Origin of the sequence: Streptomyces montanus (assembly GCF_005786655.1) — a bacterium.
GTDB lineage: Bacteria > Actinomycetota > Actinomycetes > Streptomycetales > Streptomycetaceae > Streptomyces > Streptomyces sporangiiformans.
The window spans coordinates 1-22,412 of sequence record NZ_VBZC01000101.1 but is presented as its reverse complement, the minus strand read 5'-3'; the positions used below and the strand labels follow the sequence as shown (position 1 = coordinate 22,412).

Sequence of the window (22,412 nt, the reverse complement as noted above, 5' to 3'; positions counted from 1 at the left end):
CCGACACCCGCCGCACCGCACGGCTCCCCCGGCGGGACCGCCGTGCGGCACCAGACCTCGCCGGCTCAGTTCAGTCCGGCCAGACCCCCGTAGCCAGCAGTGACTCGATCGCCGTCGTGTACGGCGCGATGTCCAGCCCCTGTTCGGCCAGCCACTCGTCCGAGTAGTACTTGTCCAGGTAACGGTCCCCGGGATCGCACAGCAGGGTGACGACACTTCCCGTGCGGCCCGCGGCCACCATCTCGGCGACGATCTTCAGCGCGCTCCACAGCCCCGTGCCGGTCGAGCCGCCCGCCTTGCGCCCGAGGCCGTGTTCCAGCGCCCGTACGGCGGCCACGCTCGCCGCGTCCGGCACCTTCATCATCCGGTCGATGGCACCGGGCACGAAGCTCGGTTCCATGCGCGGCCGTCCGATGCCCTCGATGCGGGAACAACCGCCGACGGTGACGTCGGCGTTGCCCGTCGTCCAGCCCTCGAAGAAGCACGAGTTCTCCGGATCGGCCACGCAGATGCGGGTGTTGTACTGCATGTAGTGCACATAGCGCGCGATGGTCGCCGAGGTGCCGCCGGTGCCGGCCGCGGTGACGATCCAGGCGGGCTCGGGGTAACGCTCCAGCCTCAGCTGGTGATAAATCGACTCGGCGATATTGTTGTTGCCGCGCCAGTCCGTGGCCCGCTCCGCGTAGGTGAACTGGTCCATGTAGTGTCCGCCGGTCTCCACCGCCAGGGCGGCCGCCTCCTCGTACATCTTCCGCGGGTCGTCCACGAAGTGGCACCGCCCGCCATGGAACTCGATCAGTCGGCACTTCTCGGCGCTCGTCGTACGCGGCATCACCGCGATGAAGGGCACGCCGATCAGCTTGGCGAAGTACGCCTCGGAGACGGCCGTGGAGCCGCTGGACGCTTCGATGACGGGGCGGTCGCGCCGGATCCAGCCATTGCACAGGCCGTACAGGAACAGTGAACGGGCGAGGCGGTGCTTGAGGCTGCCGGTGGGGTGGGTCGACTCGTCCTTCAGGTAGAGGTCGATACCCCACAGCTCAGGCAGCGGGAAGCGCAGCAGGTGCGTGTCCGCGGAGCGGTTGGCATCGGCCTGGACCTTGCGTACGGCTTCTTTGAGCCAGAGCCGGTACTCCGCGTCGCTGCGGTCCACGTCGGCTGTGGCCATCGGCTCGTGGGTGCGGACCTGCTGTGGGGTGCTCACGGCCGGGCTCCTTAGGGTTGTGCCGCCGCCGGTTCATGCGGTCGGACGCCTCGATCATAGACACCCTCCGCACGCTCCTCACCTGCATAAACACAGCTTTGAGCATCTCAAAGGAACCCTGGGGAACAGGGGTACGGACGAGTGGGGGGCGCATCCGCCGAAGTGCGCCGGACCATGGGCGCGACGCCGTCATGCGCACTGGTGCTCGACGCGTTGGGCGTGCAGACTGCACCGCAGGGGACGGCGATCCCGAGCGGGGATGCACACTGGATCAGGACCGGAGCACAGCCGTAGCGCACAAGGGGGCGGGGCATCATGGCGGAGCCGGAGTTCACGGCCACGGGCGTGCGCATCGGAAAGAGGCTGCGCTCGCTCACCCGGGCCGGACAAGTCCGGATCAGCGACGGCAGGCTGGAGTTGCTCACCAGTTACGGGAGCGAGATCGACAGCGCTCCGGTGCAGGCAGTCCGCGCGTCCAAGCCCTGGTTCGCCCATGACGACCGCGCGTTGGCGGACGTCAACGGCACGCGCTACACACTCACCCTCGGCGATCACGACCCCGCTCCGGGGGAGCCGGGGCCGCCCGCCGCACGCCGGTTCATCGAGGCGGTCCGCGAAGCCGCCGGGCGCGGCCGCTGAGAGTGCCACGAGTTGCAGGACCACCTCCCCTGAGTCACGCTGATCTCACGTCACTCTGGGTTTACCGGCGATTACGCTGCGAACCAGTCGCCGGACACCAACAGCGGGCGGCCGTGATACGCGCGCAGCCCGCTGGATCCGTACTCCGTCTTCTTCCGGACCTCAATTCGGGGAGTCGCAGCCGTGATCAGTCAGCCAAGCAGGCACTGCACGGTGGAGCTCCAAGCCCTGCCGTCGCGGATCGGCCAGGTCCGCAGAATCGTCTCGGCGCAATTGCGCTACTGGCATCTCGACCCCTTGATAGACCGGGCCGCGCTCGGTGTGACCGAGCTGTTGACCAACGTCCACCGGCACGCCGAGCCCGACAAGATGTGCACCGTGGAGATGGAGCTGCTGCTCGACCGGCTCACGCTCTCGGTACACGACCACGACCCCCGCCTTCCCGAGGTACGGGATGCGGACCCGGCCGCGACCAACGGCCGCGGCCTCGCGATGGTCGCGGCGGTGAGTGAGAGCTGGGGTGTGCGTCCGGACGGTGAGTCGGGCAAGGTCGTGTGGTTCACGCTTCCGGCGTCCGCCTCGGCGTTGGCTCTGCCCTTCTGCCCGCCCTACGGAGCGGCGGCGGAGACCGCGTCTGCCGCGCCTCGCGGATTCGCGGAGGTGGAGCACGCCGCCGACGGTGTCGGATCCGGACACGCTCCCGCCCGGTCGGCCGTTGCCGGCTGACCGGGCGGTGACCCGGACTCACTCGGTCACTCGGTGGCGATGGCGCGCAGCACGTCGAGGCGCGCCGCCCGCCGGGCCGGGCGCAGTCCGGCGAGGGCTCCGGCCGCGAGGCCCACGAGCGCCACCACCGCGAGCTGCGTGGGCGGCAGCGCGAAGGCGAAGGCACTGTCACTGGCGCCGTCGGACGCCTCGACGAGCACCCAGCCGAGGAACCCGCCGAGGACGAGTCCGCCCACGGTGCCGAACGCGGCGACCAGGACCGACTCCCACCGGACCATGGCGCGCAGCTGCGCCCGGGTCTGACCGACGGCCCTCAACAGACCGAGTTCGCGGGTGCGTTCGTGGATGGCGAGCGTCAGCGTGTTGGCGATGCCGAGCAGCGCGATCAGCACAGCCAGCGCGAGCAGCGCGTAGACCAGGGTGAGCATCATGTCGATGCCGCCGGCCGAGGACTGCGCGTACTCGTCGCGGGTCTGCACCTCGGGGTTGCCGTAGGCCGCCGCGACCTTCTCGACCGCCGCCTTGCCGTCCGCCGCGCTCACGCCGTCCTTGAAGGAGACGGCGATGAGCGTGTCGGAGTCCTGGGTGCGGTGAGGGGCCCAGGCGTCGCGGGTGATGACGTAGTCGCCGGCGAGTTCGGACTGGCCGTAGACCGCGCGGACCGTGAAGGTCTTCTTCTCGCCGTCGGTGAAGGCGAGTTGGGTCGTGTCGCCGGTCTTGAGGTGCTGCTTGCCGGCCTCCTTCTCGGTGATGGCGATGCCGTCCGTGCCGAGGCCCCGCATCGAGCCCCGCACCGCGCCGAGGTCGAAGGTCCGCTGGAGCGCGACCGGGTCGGTGACCGTCAAGGCGCGCCCCTTGCCGTCGACTTCGGCGACACCTCGGCCCAGGCCGACCGCCGTGTCCACCTCGGGCCGCTCCCCGATGGCGCCGGCGAGCCCGGGGCTCAGTCCACTGTCACCCGCGCCGAACGAGGGGGTGCTCACGGCGACGTCGCCCGCGAAGGACCGCGACACCGTCTGGTCCATGGTGGCCTTCAGCGAGGCGCCGAACACCGTGAACAGCGAGACGACGGCGACGCCGATCATCAGCGCGCTCGCGGTCGCGGCGGTGCGCTTCGGGCTGCGCAGCGCGTTGCGCCGGGCGAGCCCGCCGGTGACGCCGCGCAGCCGGTCGAGGGGGCTGCCGAGGACGCGTACGGCCGTGGCGGACGCGACCGGGCCGAGGACCACGAAGGCCGCGAGCGCCAAGACGGCGCCGGAACCCGCGAGCCACAGGGAAGGACTCACGAGCACCCCGGTCAGTGTGAAGGCGACGGCCAGCGCGCCGAGTCCGCCGCCCATGACCGCACGGGTGCGGGACGCGCCGGACTGGTCGACTGCCGTCTCCCGCAGCGCGGCCAGCGGCGCGGTGCGTCCCGCCCTGACGGCGGGCAGCAGCGCGGAGCCGAGGCAGACCACGATGCCGACCGCCAGCGGCAGCAGCATCGACCAGCCATTGATCACCAAGTCACCCTCGGGGAACGGGAATCCGATGGCCGGGAACAGAGCCTGCAGCCCCGCCGCGATACCGATGCCGCCCGCGAGGCCCGCCGCCGAGGCGAGTACGGCGACGACGCTCGCCTCGACGAGGGTCGAGACGGTGACCTGGCGGCGGGAGGCGCCGAGGGCGCGCAACAGGGCGTTCTCCCGGGTGCGCTGGGCGACGACGATCGCGAAGGTGTTGTGGATGGAGAAGGTCGCCACCAGCAGGGCGATGCCGGAGAACACCAGAAGGAAGGTGGTGAAGAGGGTCAGGAACTGGCTGGAGATCATGTCCGTGTTCTCTTCGGCCGACTCCTGACCGGTGATCGCCTCGATTCCCTTGGGCAGTACGGGGGCCAGGGCGTCGACGAGCTCCTGCTGGCTGGTGCCGGGGCCGGCCCGCACCTGGATGCTCGCGGCCTCGCCCGGCTTCGCGGTCAGATACTTCTCGGCGTCTGCCCGCGTCATACCGGTGAAGGTCACCTGTGCCATGCCGTCCTCGCCGCCGAACGTCGCAAGGCCGACGATCGTCACCTTGACCGGGTCGGGTGTCCGCAGCGTCGTCGTGTCGCCGATCTTCAGGTCGCCCTTCTCCGCGGCACCGCGGTTGACGACGACCTCGCCGGACTTCGACGGGGCACGGCCCTCGGCGAGTCGGTACGCGTTGAGCTTCGGGTCGTCGATCCAGTTGCCCGCGAGCGTGGGCGGGCCCGCACCGCCGATGGGGTCGCCGTCGGCGCCGATGAGCTGACCCGCGCCCTGGATGTCGGGCACGGCGGCCGCGACATCAGGTGTGTCCTCGATGGTCTTCACCAGGCTCGTGTCGACGGGCTGCCGCACGCCCTGGCTCTCCCCCGGCGTGGTGATGGTGTTGGCGCTGCGGACGACGGCGTCGGTGCCGCTCGTCGCGTTGCCGAACATCGTGTCGAAGCTGGCGCGCAGCGTGTCGCCCATGACGAGGGTGCCGGCCAGGAAGGCGACACCGAGCAGCACCGCCAGGAACGTACCGGCGAAGCGTCGCTTGTGGGAGCGCAGGGACGACACGCTGATGCGCACGGACGCGTTCATGACGGTGTCCCCTTGCCGTCGAAGGCCTTCATGCGGTCCAGGACCTTGTCGGCCGTCGGGGATTCCATGCGGTCCACCAGGCGCCCGTCGGCGAGGAAGACGACCTCGTCCGCGTGCGCGGCGGCGACCGGGTCGTGCGTGACCATGACGACCGTGCGGTCCATCTGCCGTACGGCCCGGCCGAGGAGGTTCAGGACCTCCTCGCCGGAGCGTGAGTCGAGGTTGCCGGTCGGCTCGTCGGCGAAGACGACATCCGGCCTCCCCGCGAACGCCCGTGCCACGGCCACGCGTTGCTGCTGTCCGCCGGAGAGTTCGGCGGGCCGGTGATGGAGTCGGTCCCGCAGGCCGACGACATCGATGAGGGCGTCGATCCACTCGCCGGCCGAGCGCCCGTTCCTGCCGCCCGCGAGATCCATGGGCAGCGTGATGTTCTCCGCGACGGTCAGAGTCGGCACCAGGTTGAAGGCCTGGAAGACGAAGCCGATCCGGTCACGGCGCAGCAGCGTGAGGCGGCGGTCGTCGAGCTTGCCGAGCTCGGTGTCGCCGATGAAGGCCGCGCCGGAGGTGAGCGTGTCCAGGCCCGCCGCGCAGTGCATCAGGGTGGACTTGCCGGAGCCGGAAGGCCCCATGATCGCGGTGAACCGGCCGGCCGGAAAGGTGACGTCCACTCCGTCCAGGGCGCGTACGGCGGTGTCGCCGCTGCCGTACACCTTCACCGCGCCGGCGACCCGCGCCGCGCTCCTGGTGATGGTCGCGGTGTTCATGCCGCACCGCCCTTGCCCGTAAGCCCGTACTGCCCGAACTGCTCCTCCAGGACGGAGAGCCGACGCCAGTACTCGTCCTCGTCGATCTCGCCGGAGGCGAAGCGGCGGCCGAGCATCGCGATCGGCGAGTCGCCGGCCGGGCGCGCCTGGTCCATGCCGCGCCAGGGTCCGCGGGGGCCACGGCGGCCGCGCCAGACGGTACGGCGCAGGACGGTCACGACGCCGATCACGACGGCCGCCCAGATCAGCGGGAAGAACAGGATCCACGGGCCGGGCCCGCCGTCCCAGTGCGCCAGGGTCTGCATCTGAAGTCATCTCCTCGATGGCTGTTTCGGTGATGCTTCGAGGTTCCCGCCGGGAGGGGGTCCGGGTCGTCGTACGGCCAGCGGCAGTGGGCGTACCTCCTGGGGAGTAGGAACGCGGGCTTCAGCTGCTCCCTCGGGCTTCAGCTGCTCTCTCTCGAACCTCAGCTACTCCCTCGACTTCTGTACCTACTAGTATGTACAGTGGATTCATGAGCACCCCGGAGCGATTGATCGAGTCCACTCGCGAGCTGCTGTGGGAGCGCGGCTATGTGGGGACCAGCCCCAAGGCCATCCAGCAGCACGCGGAGGCCGGACAGGGCAGCATGTACCACCACTTCAAGGGCAAGCCGGATCTGGCGCTGGCAGCGATCCGGCGGACCGCCGAGGAGATGCGCGCTACCGCCGAGGGAGTACTCGGCGGCTCCGGATCCCCGTACGAGCGCATCGAGGCCTATCTGCGGCGCGAGCGCGACGTGCTGCGCGGCTGTCCGATAGGGCGGCTGACGATGGACCCGGACATCATCTCGAACGACGAGCTGCGCGCGCCTGTCGACGAGACGCTGGACTGGCTGCGTGAGCGGCTCGCCGGGATGGTCGAGGAGGGCCAGGAGCGCGGCGAGTTCGCGCCCTCGCTGGACGGCGAGGAGATCGCCGCGACGATCGTCGCGACGGTCCAGGGCGGCTATGTGCTCGCGCGCGCCTCGGGTTCGTCCGCCGCCTTCGACACGGGGGTGCGGGGGCTTCTCGCCCTTCTGCGTCCCACCCGCTGAAGGCCGCCGGGCCTTTCTGCCGAGCCACTCCGCCACTCCCCCTTGCCTTGCTGGAGGCATCCATCTCATGCACGCCATGCAGTACGAGCTGACGTTGCCCGCCGACTACGACATGGAGATCATCCGCCGCCGGGTGTCCCGCATCGGTCATCTCCTCGACGACTGGGGCGGCCTCGGATTCAAGACGTACCTGATGCGAGAGCGCGGGGTCGACGGCTCGCCGGTCAACCAGTACGCGCCCTTCTATCTGTGGAACACCGTCGAGGGCATGAACTCCTTCCTCTGGGGCGGCGCTTTCCAGGGCCTCGTCGGTGACTTCGGCCGTCCGTCGGTGCGGCAGTGGACCGGGCTCGCGTACACGGAGGGTGTCTCTGCCGGTTCGACTGCCGAGGTCGCGGTGCGGCGACGGCGGCAGATACAGGAGGGTGTTGAGCTGTCCGAGGTGATGGAGGAGGCGGTGCGCGAGGCCGAGCGGCTGGCCACGCTGGAGGGCGCCGTCTGTGCTGCGGCAGTCGTCGACCCGGGGCGCTGGGAGCTGGTGCACTTCTCGCTGTGGGACCACGACACGCCCAAGGCGCCCGGTGATGTGTTCCGGGTGCTGCACATGTCGGCGCCCGAACGAGGCCGGCTGCCGCGGGGGCGGCAGTGGTGAGCACCGTCCGTACGGTCCTCGGGGACGTGCCTCCCGAGGCCCTGGGCCTGTGCGACGCGCACGACCACCTCTTCCTCAGCAGTCCTCAACTCCCCGGCCAGGAGCTGCGCGACGCGTCCGCCGCGCGGGCTGAACTGGCCGCGTTCCGCGCGGCGGGCGGTGGGTGCGTGGTCCAGTGGACGCCGTACGCCATGGGTCGCCGGGCGGCGGACCTGCCCCTGCTCTCCCGTGAGACAGGGGTGCACGTGGTCGCGGCTACCGGACTGCACCAAGCCGCCCACTACGAAGCCGAGCTGCTCACGCGACTGCGGGGCGGGCTCGCCGAGCTCTTCGTCGCGGAGCTGACGGACGGCATCGGCACCACCGGAGTCCGGGCCGGGCTGATCAAGGTCGCCGGCGGCTTCCACGCCCTCGACGCCCACGCCCGCTGGACGATGACCGCCGCCGCCGAGGCCCACCACGCCACGGGCGCTCCCGTCGCCGTGCATCTGGAACTGGGGACCGGCGCGCTCGACGTACTCGACCTGCTGTGCGGGGAGTTGGGGATGCCACCGCACCGGGTGATCCTCGGTCATCTCAACCGTTTCCCCGACTTCACCGTGCACCGCCGGGCCGCGGAAGCGGGCGCGTTTCTGGCATTTGACGGTCCCTCACGCGCCAACCACGCCACGGACTGGCGTATGCCGGATGCCGTCCGCGCCCTCGCCGACGCCGGTTTCGGCCATCGGCTCCTTCTCGGTGGCGACACCACGACAGCCGGTGCCCGCTCGGTCGACGGCGGGCCCGGGATGCCGTATCTGCTGCGCCGGGTACGGCCGCGACTCGAACTCGCCCTCGGGGAGGACCTGGTGGAGCACATCCTCACGGAGAACCCAGGCCGGGCCTTCGCTGTGGACTGGCGCTGACGACCGTCCGGGCGCGGCCCCAGTGACGAGCCATCGATCCCACCGATCTGACAGGGAACGCTCATATGCCTCTTGTTCGTATCGACGCGTTGGGGGCCGACCGTCACCGGCTCGACGCGCTCGGCCGCGCCGTACACGACGCTCTGGTGGAGACGATCGGCATTCCGCCCGACGACCGCTTCCAGGTCCTGGTCGGTCACGACGGCACCAGCAGCACGCTGCGCTACGACGATTACCTCGGTGTGCACCGCGACGACGACATCGTGTACGTCGCGATCACGATGCGTACGGGGCGCACGCCCGCGCAGAAACAGGCACTGTACCGGCGGATCGCCGAGTTCGCCCGTGAGTACGCGGGGACCGAGCCGCGGAACATGTTCGTCACCCTGACCGAGAACGAGTCGATCGACTGGTCCTTGGGCGACGGGGTGGCGCAGTACGCCGCTTCCTTCGATGTGGCCGACCCGCCGTCCGCGGCCATCGCGGACTAGGCCACTGTGGCGAAGGCGTCCATTCGTGACCTCTGGCCCCGGAACGACGCGGAGCCTCAGGCCAGTGCCGCCAGCGGGTCGTCCAGCACCGGCTGCCACGCCAGTTCGGCCGCTCCGACCAGGCTGTTGTGGTCGAGCGTGCAGGCGAGGATCGGTACGACCCCGCTCTGCCCCCACAGGCTGCGGTCGGCGACGACGGCTCGCAGGCGCTCCGGGTCGGCGTCGAGGAGCGTGCGGTGGAGACCGCCGAGGATGATGCGGTCCGGATTGAGGATGTTGACCAGTCCCGCGAGTCCGAGCCCCAGCCGGTCGATCAGCGCCTCCACGGCTGTGCGGACGGCCGGGTCGGCGTACTGGTTGCGGATCAGGTCGTTGGCCTGCTGGAGCAGCGAGACCTCGGGGCCGGGGTCGCGGCCCGCCTCGGTGAGGAAGGCGAGCGGGTCCGCCTCGACGTCCAGGCAGCCGCGGCTGCCGCAGTGGCAGGGGCGGCCCTCGGGGTGGACCGTGAGGTGGCCGACTTCGAGAGCCAGGCCCGAACTGCCGGTGTGCAGACGGCCGTCGAGCACCAGTGCGCCACCGACGCCACGGTGTCCCGTGGCCACGCACAGCAGATCGCGGGCGCCGCGGCCCGCACCGTGCCGGTGCTCGGCGAGCGCGGCGAGGTTGATGTCGTTGGCGGCGAACGCCGGGCCGGTGATCCCGGCCGCGCGGATCCGCTCCGCGAAGATGTCCCGTACGGGTGCGCCCGCCGGCCAGGCCAGATGGAGCGGGTTGAGGGCCGTGCCCTCGGGTTCGGCGACGGCGGACGGCACGGCGAGTCCGGCGCCCACGCAGCGGCGTCCCGTCTCACGGAGCAGCTGGGCGCCCGCGTCGACGACCGAGTTGAGCACTTTCGCCGGGTCGGCGTCGACGATCTCGCAGCCGGGCGCCGTCGCGACGATACGGCCGCCCAGGCCGACCAGTGCCGCGCGGAAGCCGTCGGCGTGTACCTGTGCGGCGAGGGCGACGGGGCCGTCGTCGGCGAGGGCCAGCCGGTGCGAGGGCCGGCCCTGCGAGCCGGCGGCCGCGCCGGGACGCGCGTCGACACGGATCAGCCCGAGCGCTTCGAGCTCCGCGGCCACCGCGCCCGCCGTCGCCCGCGTGACCCCCAACTCGGCGGTGAGCACGGCCCGCGTCGGCGCGCGTCCCGTGTGTACGAGCTCCAACGCGGGCCCGAGCGCACCACGCCCTCGGTCCAGCCGCGTCCTCGTGGTTCCTTCTCCCACCGCTCGGGGGGCCGACTTGGCGTTCATGAGGGGGAGTCTCCCATGATCCGGTCTGTTGGAGGCCCGCTGCGGGCTCCGCGGGACGTGCCGTACGAAATGGGCAGGCGGATTCCGGTCAGAGGCCGCTCACGCGCAACGTGACGTTGAGTCTGCCCGCCAGGCCGAGCTCCGGAGGCGCGGTGCCCGGGTGCACGCGTGGCACGCCGTGATAGGCGAGGCGGGCGGGTCCGCCGAAGACGAAGAGGTCGCCGCTGCGCAGTTCCACGTCCGTATAGGGGCGTGCGCGCGACTCGGTGTTGCCGAAGCGGAAGACGCACGCGTCGCCGAGACTCAGCGACACCACCGGGGCGTCGGACTTCTCGTCGCTGTCGCGGTGCATGCCCATGCGTGCGTCCGCGTCGTAGAAGTTGATCAGGGCGATGTCGTACGGAGCGGTCGCCCCGCCCCCGAAGGCCTCGGCCACCGCGCGCCGGCCGAGGTCGCCCAGCCATTCCGGGAACGGCTTCACGGGGGCGCCGTCGCCGTCGACGATCGTGCGCGCGTACCCGTACGGATACCAGTGCAGGCCGAGGCAGACCTGCCGGGACGACATCGTGCCGCCGCCGGGGGTGCGGACCGTGCGCAGACCGGCCGGCGGGCGCGCCCAGTCACGGCAGGCCGCGAGCAGTTCGCACTGGCGCCCGGCATCGAGCCAGTCCGGCAGGTGCACCGCGCCCGGCGCGACCTCCGTGCGGCTCCGGGGAAACAGCTCGGTGTCCATGACTCCATGCTCGCGCACCGCTCACGAACGTCGTGCGGGAAGCCTGCCGACGCCCCTTCGAGGCCCTTCGACGCCCCTTCGACCCCCCTGATCTGCGGCTCGGCTAGCCTGGGCGCACGATGAACGACCGTATGACGACGCCATGGGGCGAGCCGGAGCTGACCCGCTTTCCCGAGGACCGCCACAACCGGCTGCGCGCCTGGGACGCCTCCGACACGTACCTATTGAGTCATCTCGCGGATCTCACGCATCCCGCGGAGGGCGGTCAGCCGCTCGACGGGACGGTCGTCGTGGTCGGCGACCGCTGGGGCGCCCTCGTCACCGCCCTCCACGCGCACCGCCCCGTGCAGATCACGGACTCGTTCCTCACCCAGGAGGCGACCCGCGCGAATCTGACGCGCAACGGTCTCGACGCGGATTCGGTGCGTCTGCTCACCACCCAGGATCCACCGCCCCCGCGCATCGACGTGCTCCTGGTCCGCGTGCCCAAGAGCCTCGCGCTCCTCGAGGATCAGCTGCTGCGCCTGGCCCCCGCCGTGCACAAGGGGACGGTCGTCGTCGGTACCGGCATGGTCAAGGAGATCCACACCTCGACACTGAAGCTGTTCGAGCGGATTCTCGGTCCGACCAGGACCTCGCTGGCCGAGAAGAAGGCCCGGCTCATCCTCTGCGCCCCGGATCCCGGGCTCACCCGGCCGGCGAACCCCTGGCCGCACGCCTACACGCTGCCCGACGGCATCGGGCCGGTCTCCGGCCGCACGGTCGTCAATCACGCGGGCGTCTTTTGCGCGGAGCGCCTGGACATCGGCACGAGGTTCTTCCTTCAGCATCTGCCGTACGGGGAGCGGGGTGCCCGGCGCGTCGTGGACCTGGGCTGCGGCAACGGTGTGGTCGGCACCGCGGTGGCGCTGGCCGATCCGGAGGCCGAGGTGCTGTTCGTGGACGAGTCGTACCAGGCGGAGGCCTCGGCCCGGGCGACGTACCGGGCGAACACCGACGGCAAGGCGGAGTTCCGCGTCGGCGACGGCCTGAACGACGTCCCGGCCGCGAGCGTCGACCTGGTGCTCAACAATCCGCCCTTCCACTCGCACCAGGCGACCACCGACGCCACGGCCTGGCGGATGTTCACCGGAGCGCGCCGCGCACTGCGGCCGGGCGGTGAACTGTGGGTGATCGGCAACCGGCACCTCGGCTATCACGTAAAGCTCCGCCGTCTCTTCGGCAACAGCCAACTAGTCACCAGTGACGCGAAGTTCGTGATCCTGAAGGCCGTCAAGGAGTCCTGAAGGACGTCGAGAAGTCCTGCGGGCCGCCGCGAGGTCCTGAGGGACTCAAGGAGTGCTGAGGGACTCAAGAAGTGCTGAGGGTCGCCTCGCCATGCGCCTCGCCGTGCGACTCGCCGCGCAAGGCCCGTGGAGACGCGCCCAGTTCGCGTCGGCACGCCTTGTTGAAGGCCTGCAGATCGGGGATACCGACCGACGCGGCGACCGCCGGGATGGAGAGTGTCGAGGCGCGCAGCAGGTGGTGGGCTCGGTCGAGTCTGCGGCGGCGGATGTACGCCACGACCGTGCCGCCCGTGGTGGCGTGGAAGAGCCGGGTCAGGTGGTTGTGCGAGACACCCGCGGCTCGGGCCACGGCGGGCACGGTGAGCGGGGCGGCAAGGTTCGCCTCGATGTACGCGACCGCGGTGGTGACGGCCGGATGCGGGCCGGGGCGTTCGGCGGCCGGAGCGAGATGGGCGATGCGCCACAGAGCGGTCCAGATCTCGGCCCGGGTACGCTCCGGCTCGCCGGGAACGGAGGCGACCGCCTGGAGCAACAACCCGGTCAGCATGGGGAGTTCCGGTCCGGCATCCTGCATCACGGGCACGGTGCGCGGCGGCCCGACGGGAGCGATGCGCAGGTGCGCGTACAGGTGCTCCGAGCGGCCCTGGTAGCGGTAGCGAACCGTCGTGCCGGGCGGTACGAGGCTGATCCGGCCGGGGCGGATGGTGTGCGGCGTGCCGTCGACGGTCAGCTCGGCCTCGTACTGGTAGAGGTGCAGCTGCCACAGCTCCGGCAGGCGGAAGACGTCCGTGCGGCTCGCGACGCCGTGCACGCCGACGCCGGCGTTGGCGACGACGGGCGGCTCCCCGAGGTGAAACTCCGTGTCCCGCATGGTGAGAATCTACCAGTGGTGGTGAACGGGGCCAACGCGCCGGACGGGCCTCGCTCCGTAGGTTCGGTCCATGACGAACTCCGAACACCCTCCTCTCCTGAGCTCGGTGCGGATGGCCCACTTCGTGGCCCACGGCTCGTTGCGCCTCGACGCGGTGGTCCCCGCGGAGATGAACGCCGAGGCGATCGGGTTCCTTGGGCGGGGCGTCCCGGGCGTGCCCTACGGCAGCACGGTGCCGGACGCCTACCCCGAGGGCTCCTTTCCCCGGCGGCTCCTCGGCATCCCGGCCGTGGCCGGGGCTCTGCGCAGCCTCGTCGGCCCGGACCCGCGCGTCGACCACCACGCCGTGCACATCCGCGAGCCCCACGAGGGACGGGCGCAGCCGCTGCACGGTGACGCGATCATCGACGTCCGCACCGACGCCTTCGACGTCCAGCTCATGTACTACCCACAGGACGTGACCCTCGACATGGGCGGCACCCTCAGCGTGCCGGGCAGCCACCTGCGGCGTACGAACGAGACCGACACCGGCCGCTACCAGAACCTGCTCGGCCAGTCCCGGCTCGTCTGCCCAGCCGGAACCGTGGTGTTTCTGCACCACGGCCTCTGGCACGGCGGGCGGCGCAACGACAGCGACACGGTGCGCTACATGTTCAAGATCCGCTTCAATCCGACCGTACGGCAGCGGCGGCTGTGGGACACCTCGGACCTCGCTGACCCACGGGTGGCCAAGGAACTCCTGAGGACCTTCCCGTGGTACGAGCCCGCCACCGGCCGTCTGGAGTTCTACAACCGCGTCCTGCTGTGGCGGTCGCTGACCGGCGACGAGTCCTTCGATCTCGAGCACTGGGTGACCCGTGTCTCCAACCGCCCTCAGGGAGAAGTAGCATGACGGCTCGTCAGCAAGTATTGGTGCTCTACCTGGGTACGTCGGCGCTGGACTCGCCGGTCGTCGGCTGGTCGGTGTACGACGGCACGGGGCGTACGTCACCCACGACCGGGGACAGCGACGAACCGCCGTACAGGTCGGGGGTGGACGCCTTGCGGGACGGCTGGCGGCTGTTCCAGGCGGCTCAGTTGATTCCGCCGTACCCGGGCGGCGAGTACGACGTGTCGTTCCTCAAACACGAGTTCTTCTTCGAGAAGCTCGTCGACACCTCAGCGGGCGCGTAGCACGCCGATGATCCGCGCCACCGCCTCGGCCATCGCCTCGCGGGCCACCGTGAGGTACTTGCGGGAGTCGACCGCCTCGGGGTGGGCGGTGAGGAACTCCCTGATCGCGCTGGTCATGGCGAGGTTCAGGGCCGTTCCGACGTTCACCTTGGTGATGCCGCCCGTGACGGCCGCCGTCAGCTCGGTGTCCGGGAGCCCGGACGAGCCGTGCAGCACGAGCGGCACGTCGAGGGCGGCGGTGAGGCGCCCCAGCAGGTCGTGGTCGAGAGCGGCGGTACGCGTGGTCATGGCGTGCACGCTGCCGATCGCCACGGCCAGGGCGTCCACTCCGGAGTCCGCGACGAAGGCTCGCGCCTCGGCGGGGTCGGTGCGGGCGGCGGGCGCGTGGGCGTCCAGCGGCGGCCGGCCGTTCTTGCCACCGACCTCCCCCAACTCCGCCTCGATCCACAGACCTTGGGCGTGGGCCCAGTCGGCGGCGGCCCGTGTGGCGGCGAGGTTCTCGGCGTACGGCAGCCGCGACGCGTCGTACATCACGGAGCTGAATCCGGCGGCGGGCGTCTGCCGCAGCAGGCCGTCGCTCTGCACATGGTCGAGATGCAACGCGACGGGCACGGAGGCCTGTTCGGCGGCCGCGGTCGCGGCACGGGCCAGCGGGAGGAGCCGGCCGTACCGGAACTTCACCGCGTTCTCGCTGACTTGGAGGATGACGGGGGCGCCCACGGATTCGGCGCCGGTGATGACGGCTTCGACGTGTTCCAGCGTGATGACGTTGAAGGCGGGGACGGCTCCGCGCGCCCCGGCCGCCTGGGCGACCAGCTCACCGGTGGCTGCGAGGGACACGGCCTCTCCTTTCAGGGCGTGGTGAGGATCACCGAACGGGTGAGGTGGCGTGGCTGGTCGGGGTCGAGGCCGCGGGACGCGGCGACGGCCACGGCGAGTCGCTGGGCACGGACCAGTTCGGCGAGCGGGTCGAGGCCTCCCGCGACCCACAACCCGCCAGTGGCGCGCACCTGTTCGGCCAGCCCGTCGGGTGCCTCGCCGAGCATCCAGGTCGCCCTTCCGGCGGAGGTGATGCTGATGGGGCCGTGCCGGTACTCCATCGCCGGATAGGCCTCGGTCCACGCCAGCGCGGCCTCGCGCATCTTGAGCCCCGCCTCGTTGGCGAGACCCACGCTCCAGCCGCGGCCCAGGAACGTGAACTGCGTGCAGTCGACCAGCCCTTCGGGCAGCGGCAGCGACAGGGCCGTGCGGGCGTCGGCGACGACGGCGTCGGTGTGCAGACCGAGGTGGGCCCGCAGCAGGGTGAGCGCGGTGGTGGCGAACCGGGTCTGCACCACGGAGCGCTCGTCGGCGAAGTCGAGTACGACGGTGTCATCCGCCGCCTCCAGCACGGGAGTTCGCGGATCCGCGGTGACCGCGACCGTGCGGGTACGTCCCTTCAGCCGGTCGAGCAGGTCGAGCACCTCCGTGGTCGTGCCGGAACGGGTCAGGGCCACGACACGGTCGTACGCGCGCCCGTACGGGAACTCGGAGGCGGCGAAGGCGTCCGTCTCACCCTGACCGGCCTGCTCGCGCAGCGCGGCGGCCGCCTGCGCCATGAACCACGAGGTACCGCACCCCACGATCGCGACCCGCTCCCCCGCCGCGGGCAGCTCGGCCGCGTGCCCGGCGGCCTGCTCGGCGCCCCGTGTCCAGCACTCCGGCTGACTGTTCAGCTCGTCCTCGACATGACTCATGCCGTGCTCTCCCCAGGCTTGCTGATTGTTCTTGCAAGATATAGCGCCTTTTCAATCACAATCAAGCACACTGGCAGGAACAGCGTGCGCTAGGGTCCCGGAGAGATCGAGGAACGGAGAGCGTGCATGTCGCGCGACGCCCGCTGGAAGGCGCTGCTGGAACTGCTCGTGGAGCGGGGCCGGCTGGACGTCGAGGAGGCGGCGGCCGAGCTGACCGTGTCGGCCGCGACGATCCGCCGTGACTTCGATCAGCTCGCCGAGCAGCAGATGCTCGTCCGCACCCGGGGCGGCGCGGTCGTGCACGGTGTCTCGTACGAACTGCCCTTGCGCTACAAGACGGCCCGCCACGCCTCCGAGAAGCAGCGCATCGCGAAGGCCGTCGCGGACCTGGTCGCGCCCGGTGAGGCGGTGGGCCTGACCGGCGGCACGACCACCACGGAGGTGGCGCGCGCTCTGGCCGTACGCAGCGACCTCGCGACCGGCTCACCCGCGCTGACCATCGTCACGAACGCGCTCAACATCGCCAACGAGCTGGCCGTGCGCCCCCAGTTCAAGATCGTGCTGACCGGCGGAGTCGCCCGCCCGCAGTCGTACGAGCTCGTCGGACCGCTCGCCGACGGCGTGCTCGGCCAGATCACTCTGGACGTTGCCGTGCTCGGTGTGGTCGCCTTCGACGTCACGCACGGCACGGCGGCCCACGACGAGGCGGAGGCCGCGATCAATCGACTGCTGTGCGAGCGCGCCGAGCGTGTGCTGGTAGCCGCCGACTCCAGCAAGCTCGGGCAGCGGGCGTTCGCCCGGATCTGTGCGGCCGACGCGGTGGACACGCTGGTCACGGACGTGGCCGTGAGTGAGGACATGGTGCGGCGGTTCGAGGAAGCCGGGATCACGGTCGTCGCCGTCTGACCCGCGCCGTCCCAGCAGGTCGCCGACGCGTCCGGTGCTGTCGCGACTGAGCCGCGGAGAGATACTGGGCGGTGTGCGGTTGCGGGGCTTGGGCTGTGTCGCCGCCGGGCTGATGCTGGTGGCAGCGGTCGCCTGCACAGGGAACGACGGCCGCGGTGCCCCGTACACGGACGCGGCGGCATCGGACGCGGCGGCATCGACCCGATCCGCGAACAGGGACCCCGGCGGAACGTACGACCGGCCCCCGATGTCGGTTGCGCCGACCCCCACGCCGGCCGACCCCGTGTCGATCCCGGGCCTGATCGCGCGTGACCACCAGGGCTCCGACCTCCGGCTCGGCTCCGTGCTCGCCCGGACCGACGCCTACACCCGGTACGCGATCACGTACGAGGCCAATGGGCTGACGATCTCGGGAATCCTGAACGTCCCCGAGGGCAAGGGGCCGTTCCCGGCGCTGGTGCTGGCGCACGGATACATAGACCCCGCCGTCTATACCACCGGTCGCGGGCTCGCCCGGGAACAGGACCTCCTGGCCCGCAACGGCTATGTGGTCCTGCACACCGACTACCGCAACCACGCGGGCTCCGACGACGACCCCGACAACGACGTCAACCTGCGCCTCGGCTACACTGAGGACGTCATCGGCGCGGTGCTGGCACTGCGCTCGGCAGACCGTCCCAAGATCGACGGTGACCGGATCGGCCTGCTCGGACGGTCGATGGGCGGCGGCGTCGTGTACAACACGCTGGTGGTGGCACCCGGCCTGGTCGACGCCGCGGTGGTCTTCGCACCGGTGAGTTCGCGTCCGGCCGAGAACATCGACCACTTCCAGCGCAGGAACGGTGATCCGGTCGCCGCCGAGATCGACGCCAAGCACGGCACGCCCGAGGAGAATCCGGAGTTCTGGGAGCGGGTCTCGCCCCTCAACTACGTCGACCGGGTGACCGAGCCGTTGCTGATCCACCACGGCACCGCCGACGACACCTGCCCTCTCGCCTGGTCGGAGCGGACCGCCGCCGCTTTCGAGGCGGCGGGCAAGGACGTCGAGTTGCGGACGTACGCCGGCGAAGGGCACACATTCGGTGCCCGGTGGCCGGCCTCGATGGACACGACGATGGCCTTCTTCGACCGGCATCTGCGCTGATTCAGTACTTCTCCGGGCTCGCGGCTCGTTCCGTACCCGCGGAGCCGACTGCCGTAGTGATCCGGCGGTAGGCGGCACGGGCGTTCACGACGCGGGCGAGGGTGGTTCCCGTGAGGGCGGCGGTGACCAGGCAGGCGAGCCAGAACGTGTCACGGTGCCCGGCCCAGGTGAGGGTACCCACGGGCGGGACGGCGAAGCCGTTGAGGAAGAGCCAGCACATGACGGCCGTACCGGGAGCCGCGACGAAGCGCGCGCACATACCCAACAGCGCGGCCAGCAGGGACAGTACCGCCAGGGCGAGCGCCGGCCGGCCCGTGCCTGCGAGGCTGTTGAGGAGTGCCACCAGCAGCAGTGCGCCGCCGCAGGCCGCGGCCCACACGAGAGGGGTGGCCACGGGCTGGGGCACGGGCCTTGTCTCGGCGCTGAGAGGCAACCACTCGATCATGCCCAGGCTTCCCTCCGTTCCATTCCGTTCCGGTCCGCTCCGGCGTCCACTGGGGACTCGCCGCTCGCACACCTGGGAGCGAGGTTATGCGAAAACGGATCGTCCGATCCGGCACCTGGACCCATCTCCCCACTCTCGAGCCCTGGCTGGACCAGGGCCGCACTCGGCTTGCGCCGGGTGATGCGGCGGGCAACGGGTTCGGTCCAGCGGGCGGTGAGCGGGCCGATGATCACCAGGATCAGGACGTAGGCGGTGGCCAACGGGCCGATGCGCGGCTCGACACCGACTGCGAGCCCTGCGATGACGATGGAGAACTCACCGCGCGCCACCAGCGTGCCACCCGCCCGCCAGCGGCCCTTGGCGGAGACACCGGCGCGGCGGGCGGCCCAGTATCCCGTGGCGATCTTCGTGCCGACGGTGACGAACGCCAGGACGAGGGCGGGCAGCAACACCGGGGGAATGCTGGAGGGGTCGGTGTTCAGACCGAAGAAGACGAAGAAGACCGCGGCGAACAGGTCCCGCAATGGGGTGAGGAGGGTGCTCGCCCCTTCGGCGACCTCACCGGACAAGGCGATGCCAACCAGGAACGCACCGACGGCCGCGGAGACTTGGAGCTGCTGGGCGATGCCCGCGACGAGGAGCGTGAGCCCCAGGACGACCAGGAGGAGCATCTCCGCACTGTCGGAGGAGACGGCGCGGCTGATCAGCCGGCCGTGGCGCAGGGCGACGTACAGGACGGCGCCGACGGTACCGAGGGAGATCAGCAGGGTGACGGCGCCACCCGCCAGACTCACTCCGGCCAGCAGGGCGGTGAGGATCGGCAGATAGACGGCCATGGCCAGGTCCTCGATGACCAGCACCCCGAGCACGACGGGGGTCTCGCGGTTGCCGAGGCGACGGAGGTCTCCCAGGACCTTGGCGATCACGCCGGACGAGGAGATCCATGTGACGCCTGCCAGAGCGACGGCGGCCACCGGTCCCCAGCCCAGGAGCAGGGCCGCGACGGCGCCGGGCACGGCGTTGAGCACGAAGTCGACCGCGCCGGAGGGGTATTGGGTCCTCAGAGTGGTGACGAGTTCCGAGGCGCTGTACTCCAGGCCGAGCAGGAGCAGCAGGAGGATCACGCCGATCTCGGCGCCGGTGGCGACGAACTCCTCGCTGGCCTGCAGGGGCAGGATGCCGCCGTGGCCGAAGGCGAGCCCGGCCAGCAGGTAGAGGGGTATGGGTGAGAAGCCCACCCGTCCGGCGAAGCGCCCGAGCAAACCCAGGGCGAGGATGATCGTCCCGAGTTCGATGAGCATGGCGGTCGTGTGGTGCACGGGCGTCTGTCCTCCGTTGATCAGTTCGGTGACGGCGTCTGTGCCTGAGCGGGCGTTCGACGGGTGGGGCCGAGGGCGGGTGGGCCGTCGGCGCCGTACGTGTGCGGCGGAGCGAGTGCCAACTTCCTTGATACCGAAGCCCCTTGGGGCGTCGGCGAAGGTTGCCTGCGGAGGGCAGCGCGGGCAGGCAGCCGCCGGTGCCGCAGGCGGGAAGCGGAAGCGAGTGGGGTCGCGTCACTGCCGTCGGGCGGCGGTGAGCGAACCGCGAATGCGCCGGGCGCCTATCCCGTACCCGAGGTACGAAGCTGCCCCCCACTGCGCGGAGCGAAGCGGCGTCAGCGTGAATACTGGCTGCTCAGGCCGGTGTTGTCGGTATCAGGAACGCCGTCACGAGCGGCGTTGTCGACACGCGTCACCCTCGCGACGGACGAATCGGAACCGCGGGGGACCGCTGGGGCAACAGGCGGACGGACAGCATGGACAACTCGCTCCATGTCGCGTCTCCCTCCCCCACGGCAACCCCGGAACCGCCGCCCTCTACTGCATGACTGAGCCAACCAACGCTCAAGAGAGCGTAAGTGCTTGGTAAAGGATCCTAGCGCACCCAGGAACCGCCACTGATGGCGACCTGGTCATTTCCTGACCATCGAGAAGGAACTCCCCCCGCCCCAAACACGTCGGCCGGGGCCCTTCCGCGACGACTCGCTGGAAGGACCCCGGCAGCACCACCGGTACGGATCGGTGCGCTCAGAGCAACCGGTCCTTGGCCTTGTAGTAGGCGCCGCCGAACGGCAGGAACCAGGGGGTGCCGTTGTAGAAGGGGACGGGCACCTTCGGGAAGCCGAAGCCGCGCAGGGGGTTGGCCTCCGGCTTGCCGTCCATCATCTCGGCCACGGCCCGGCCCATGTACGTGGCCATCTGGACGCCGTGACCGCAGTAACCCATGGAGTAGTACAGGCCGTTGACGTCACCCGCGTGCGGGATACGGTCCCAGGAGAAGCCGACCATGCCGCCCCAGACGTAGTCGATCCGCGTCCCGGCCAGCTGCGGGAAGATCTCCGTCATCTCCCGCTTGAGGATGTCGCCGCTCTTAATGTCGGAGGCCGGGTTGGAGGGGGCGAAGCGGGCCCGGCCGCCGAAGGCGAGGCGGTTGTCGGGGGTGAGGCGGACGTAGTGGCCGACATTCTTGTGGGCGACGAGCAGGCGGCCGTTCGGGATGAGCTCCTTGGCGCGTGCCTCCCCCAGCGGCTCGGTGACGATGATGAAGCTGCCGACGTTGATCAGCCGCTTGCGGAACCACGGCATCGACTTGTCGGTGTAGGCGTCCGTCGCCGCCATGACCTGCTTGGCACGGATGGTGCCGTTCATGGTCTCCACCAGGAAGCCGCCGCCGGGGAGGCGGGTGAGGCCGGTGGCGGCGTTGCGCTCGTGGATCTCGGCGCCGGCACGTTCGGCGGCGCCTGCCAGGCCGCCGACGAACTTGCCCACGTGCAGGCCCGCGCTGAGCGGGTCGAGCAGGGCGCCGTGGTAGTAGTCCGTGCCGAGCTCGGCCCTCAGTTCGCTCTTGCTCAGGACGATCGTCTCGTGGCCGAAGTTGTCGGCCAGGTCTCGCTGCTTGGTCCGCAGGCCATCGAAGTGCCCGGGCTTGCAGACCGCGCCGAGGCGCCCGGAGCGGTTGAAGTCGCAGTCGATGTTCTCGGTGCGGGTGAGTTCCTCGACGACGTCGACCGCCTCGCGGAAGGCGTCGTACAGCTCACGGGCGCGCTCCTGCCCGAAGCGCTTGCGCGCCTCGGCGGGGCTGATGGTGATGCCCTGGGTGCACATGCTGCCGTTGCGCCCGGAGGCGCCCGAGCCCACCTTGTCCTTCTCGACCAGGACGACCCGGGCGCCCTTGCGGGCGGCGTGATAGGCGGTGGACAGGCCGGTGAGACCGCCGCCGATCACCACCACGTCCGCCTCGTCGGGCAGGTCCTTTCCGGAACGGTCGGGCAGGGCGGGGGCTGTGTCCAGCCAGTAGGGGATCTGCTTCATGGCGTGCGTCCTCTGTGTTCTCGGTCTGTTTCGCCGTTGCGCCGTCGGTCAGCAGCCGAGGAGCTTCGGCAGGCCCGACAGGTCGGGCAGCTCGTCGTACGGCTGGTAGTCGGAGCTGCCCAGGCGGCCGTAGCGGTTGATCCACACCCGGCGCTTCAGGCCGAGGTCGCGAGTCGGGATGTGGTCGTACTCCCAGCCCTGGGCGGTGTGGATGACCTGCGACGGCTCGACGCCCATGGTCTTGAAGGCGTACTCGAAGGTCTGGCGGTCGGGCTTGTAGGCGCCGGCCTGCTGGGCCGTGATGACGTAGTCGAACTCGACGCCGATGTTCTCGACGTTCCGCGCGATCAGGTTGTCGTCGGTGTTGGAGATGATCGCGATCTCGTACTTGGTCTTCAGGGCGCGCAGCGCGTCCGGGACCTCCGGGAAGGG

Annotated in this window: 24 protein-coding genes; 11 read left to right on the top strand and 13 right to left on the bottom strand. The window is 70.6% G+C overall.

Annotated elements, in window-relative coordinates; all coding sequences use genetic code 11:
- Window positions 1-70: 70 nt before the first annotated feature.
- Window positions 71-1,168, bottom strand: coding sequence for an L-cysteine desulfhydrase Cds1 (cds1, locus tag FE633_RS44595; RefSeq protein WP_138050881.1), 1,098 nt, complete (start codon window positions 1,166-1,168; stop codon window positions 71-73).
- A gap of 351 nt (window positions 1,169-1,519) precedes the next feature.
- Between cds1 and FE633_RS44590 the strand changes: the two genes are divergently transcribed.
- Window positions 1,520-1,843 carry a hypothetical protein gene (locus tag FE633_RS44590; protein WP_138050878.1) on the top strand — a complete coding sequence of 108 codons (324 nt, stop codon included), beginning with the start codon at window positions 1,520-1,522 and terminating at the stop codon, window positions 1,841-1,843.
- A 183-nt stretch (window positions 1,844-2,026) separates the two neighbouring features.
- The gene (locus FE633_RS44585; RefSeq protein ID WP_138050877.1) at window positions 2,027-2,569 is read left to right on the top strand and encodes an ATP-binding protein; all 543 of its coding nucleotides are present in this window, start codon (window positions 2,027-2,029) and stop codon (window positions 2,567-2,569) included.
- A gap of 26 nt (window positions 2,570-2,595) precedes the next feature.
- Here the strand turns inward: FE633_RS44585 and FE633_RS44580 are convergent, their stop codons facing one another.
- Genes FE633_RS44580 through FE633_RS44570 form a run of 3 tightly spaced genes read right to left on the bottom strand, consistent with a single transcriptional unit; the run spans window position 2,596 to window position 6,226 of the window.
- Window positions 2,596-5,157: an ABC transporter permease gene (locus tag FE633_RS44580; protein WP_138050876.1), complete on the bottom strand. Its 2,562-nt coding sequence runs from the start codon at window positions 5,155-5,157 to the stop codon at window positions 2,596-2,598.
- Window positions 5,154-5,921 (bottom strand): ABC transporter ATP-binding protein, encoded by a 768-nt coding sequence (locus FE633_RS44575; protein WP_138050875.1) that lies wholly within the window; start codon window positions 5,919-5,921, stop codon window positions 5,154-5,156. The genes FE633_RS44580 and FE633_RS44575 overlap by 4 nt, the downstream gene beginning before the upstream one ends.
- Window positions 5,918-6,226 (bottom strand): SHOCT domain-containing protein, encoded by a 309-nt coding sequence (locus FE633_RS44570; RefSeq protein ID WP_138050874.1) that lies wholly within the window; start codon window positions 6,224-6,226, stop codon window positions 5,918-5,920. The genes FE633_RS44575 and FE633_RS44570 overlap by 4 nt, the downstream gene beginning before the upstream one ends.
- Before the next feature lie 209 nt (window positions 6,227-6,435).
- Between FE633_RS44570 and FE633_RS44565 the strand changes: the two genes are divergently transcribed.
- From FE633_RS44565 to FE633_RS44550, 4 genes are all read left to right on the top strand, one after another.
- Complete coding sequence (locus FE633_RS44565; protein ID WP_246114124.1) at window positions 6,436-6,996, top strand: TetR/AcrR family transcriptional regulator; 561 nt, start codon at window positions 6,436-6,438, stop codon at window positions 6,994-6,996.
- A gap of 67 nt (window positions 6,997-7,063) precedes the next feature.
- Window positions 7,064-7,648: a DUF4865 family protein gene (locus tag FE633_RS44560; RefSeq protein WP_138050872.1), complete on the top strand. Its 585-nt coding sequence runs from the start codon at window positions 7,064-7,066 to the stop codon at window positions 7,646-7,648.
- A complete protein-coding gene (locus tag FE633_RS44555) occupies window positions 7,645-8,553 on the top strand; it encodes a phosphotriesterase family protein (RefSeq protein ID WP_138050871.1) in 909 nt (302 codons plus the stop codon). Before FE633_RS44560 ends, FE633_RS44555 begins: the two co-directional genes overlap by 4 nt.
- Window positions 8,554-8,618: 65 nt before the next feature.
- Window positions 8,619-9,044 (top strand): tautomerase family protein, encoded by a 426-nt coding sequence (locus FE633_RS44550; protein ID WP_138050870.1) that lies wholly within the window; start codon window positions 8,619-8,621, stop codon window positions 9,042-9,044.
- 56 nt (window positions 9,045-9,100) lie between these two features.
- Here the strand turns inward: FE633_RS44550 and FE633_RS44545 are convergent, their stop codons facing one another.
- Complete coding sequence (locus FE633_RS44545) at window positions 9,101-10,336, bottom strand: ROK family protein (protein ID WP_138050869.1); 1,236 nt, start codon at window positions 10,334-10,336, stop codon at window positions 9,101-9,103.
- Between the two features lie 88 nt (window positions 10,337-10,424).
- Window positions 10,425-11,069: an alpha-ketoglutarate-dependent dioxygenase AlkB family protein gene (locus FE633_RS44540; RefSeq protein ID WP_138050868.1), complete on the bottom strand. Its 645-nt coding sequence runs from the start codon at window positions 11,067-11,069 to the stop codon at window positions 10,425-10,427.
- A 131-nt stretch (window positions 11,070-11,200) separates the two neighbouring features.
- On the opposite strand from FE633_RS44540, the gene FE633_RS44535 reads away from it, so the two are divergent.
- A complete protein-coding gene (locus tag FE633_RS44535) occupies window positions 11,201-12,355 on the top strand; it encodes a methyltransferase (RefSeq protein ID WP_138050880.1) in 1,155 nt (384 codons plus the stop codon).
- Window positions 12,356-12,419: 64 nt separating this feature from the next.
- Here the strand turns inward: FE633_RS44535 and FE633_RS44530 are convergent, their stop codons facing one another.
- Window positions 12,420-13,226 (bottom strand): AraC family transcriptional regulator, encoded by an 807-nt coding sequence (locus FE633_RS44530; RefSeq protein ID WP_138050867.1) that lies wholly within the window; start codon window positions 13,224-13,226, stop codon window positions 12,420-12,422.
- Window positions 13,227-13,296: 70 nt separating this feature from the next.
- On the opposite strand from FE633_RS44530, the gene FE633_RS44525 reads away from it, so the two are divergent.
- Together FE633_RS44525 and FE633_RS44520 are read left to right on the top strand one after the other, a co-directional pair.
- Window positions 13,297-14,118 carry a phytanoyl-CoA dioxygenase family protein gene (locus FE633_RS44525; RefSeq protein WP_138050866.1) on the top strand — a complete coding sequence of 274 codons (822 nt, stop codon included), beginning with the start codon at window positions 13,297-13,299 and terminating at the stop codon, window positions 14,116-14,118.
- Complete coding sequence (locus tag FE633_RS44520) at window positions 14,115-14,399, top strand: hypothetical protein (protein ID WP_138050865.1); 285 nt, start codon at window positions 14,115-14,117, stop codon at window positions 14,397-14,399. The genes FE633_RS44525 and FE633_RS44520 overlap by 4 nt, the downstream gene beginning before the upstream one ends.
- Here FE633_RS44520 and FE633_RS44515 read toward each other — a convergent pair.
- Together FE633_RS44515 and FE633_RS44510 are read right to left on the bottom strand one after the other, a co-directional pair.
- Entirely contained in the window at window positions 14,385-15,239 is an 855-nt protein-coding gene (locus tag FE633_RS44515) for a class II fructose-bisphosphate aldolase (protein WP_138050864.1), read from the bottom strand. The genes FE633_RS44520 and FE633_RS44515 overlap by 15 nt on opposite strands.
- An 11-nt stretch (window positions 15,240-15,250) precedes the next feature.
- Entirely contained in the window at window positions 15,251-16,135 is an 885-nt protein-coding gene (locus FE633_RS44510) for an SIS domain-containing protein (protein ID WP_138050863.1), read from the bottom strand.
- A gap of 126 nt (window positions 16,136-16,261) precedes the next feature.
- Between FE633_RS44510 and FE633_RS44505 the strand changes: the two genes are divergently transcribed.
- On the top strand, window positions 16,262-17,041 hold the full coding sequence (locus FE633_RS44505; RefSeq protein WP_138050862.1) for a DeoR/GlpR family DNA-binding transcription regulator: 780 nt from the start codon (window positions 16,262-16,264) through the stop codon (window positions 17,039-17,041).
- A 73-nt stretch (window positions 17,042-17,114) separates the two neighbouring features.
- Entirely contained in the window at window positions 17,115-18,185 is a 1,071-nt protein-coding gene (locus tag FE633_RS44500) for an alpha/beta hydrolase family protein (protein ID WP_171060386.1), read from the top strand.
- Window position 18,186: 1 nt separating this feature from the next.
- On the opposite strand, the gene FE633_RS44495 is transcribed toward FE633_RS44500, so the two are convergent.
- The 4 genes from FE633_RS44495 to FE633_RS44480 form a co-directional block, all read right to left on the bottom strand.
- Window positions 18,187-18,630 (bottom strand): hypothetical protein, encoded by a 444-nt coding sequence (locus tag FE633_RS44495; protein ID WP_138050861.1) that lies wholly within the window; start codon window positions 18,628-18,630, stop codon window positions 18,187-18,189.
- Complete coding sequence (locus FE633_RS44490) at window positions 18,627-19,949, bottom strand: cation:proton antiporter (protein WP_246114123.1); 1,323 nt, start codon at window positions 19,947-19,949, stop codon at window positions 18,627-18,629. Before FE633_RS44490 ends, FE633_RS44495 begins: the two co-directional genes overlap by 4 nt.
- A 747-nt stretch (window positions 19,950-20,696) precedes the next feature.
- Window positions 20,697-21,980: an NAD(P)/FAD-dependent oxidoreductase gene (locus FE633_RS44485; protein ID WP_119099864.1), complete on the bottom strand. Its 1,284-nt coding sequence runs from the start codon at window positions 21,978-21,980 to the stop codon at window positions 20,697-20,699.
- A 48-nt stretch (window positions 21,981-22,028) separates the two neighbouring features.
- Window positions 22,029-22,412: HAD-IA family hydrolase (locus tag FE633_RS44480; RefSeq protein ID WP_171060385.1), on the bottom strand; the 384-nt coding region annotated here is incomplete at its 5' end.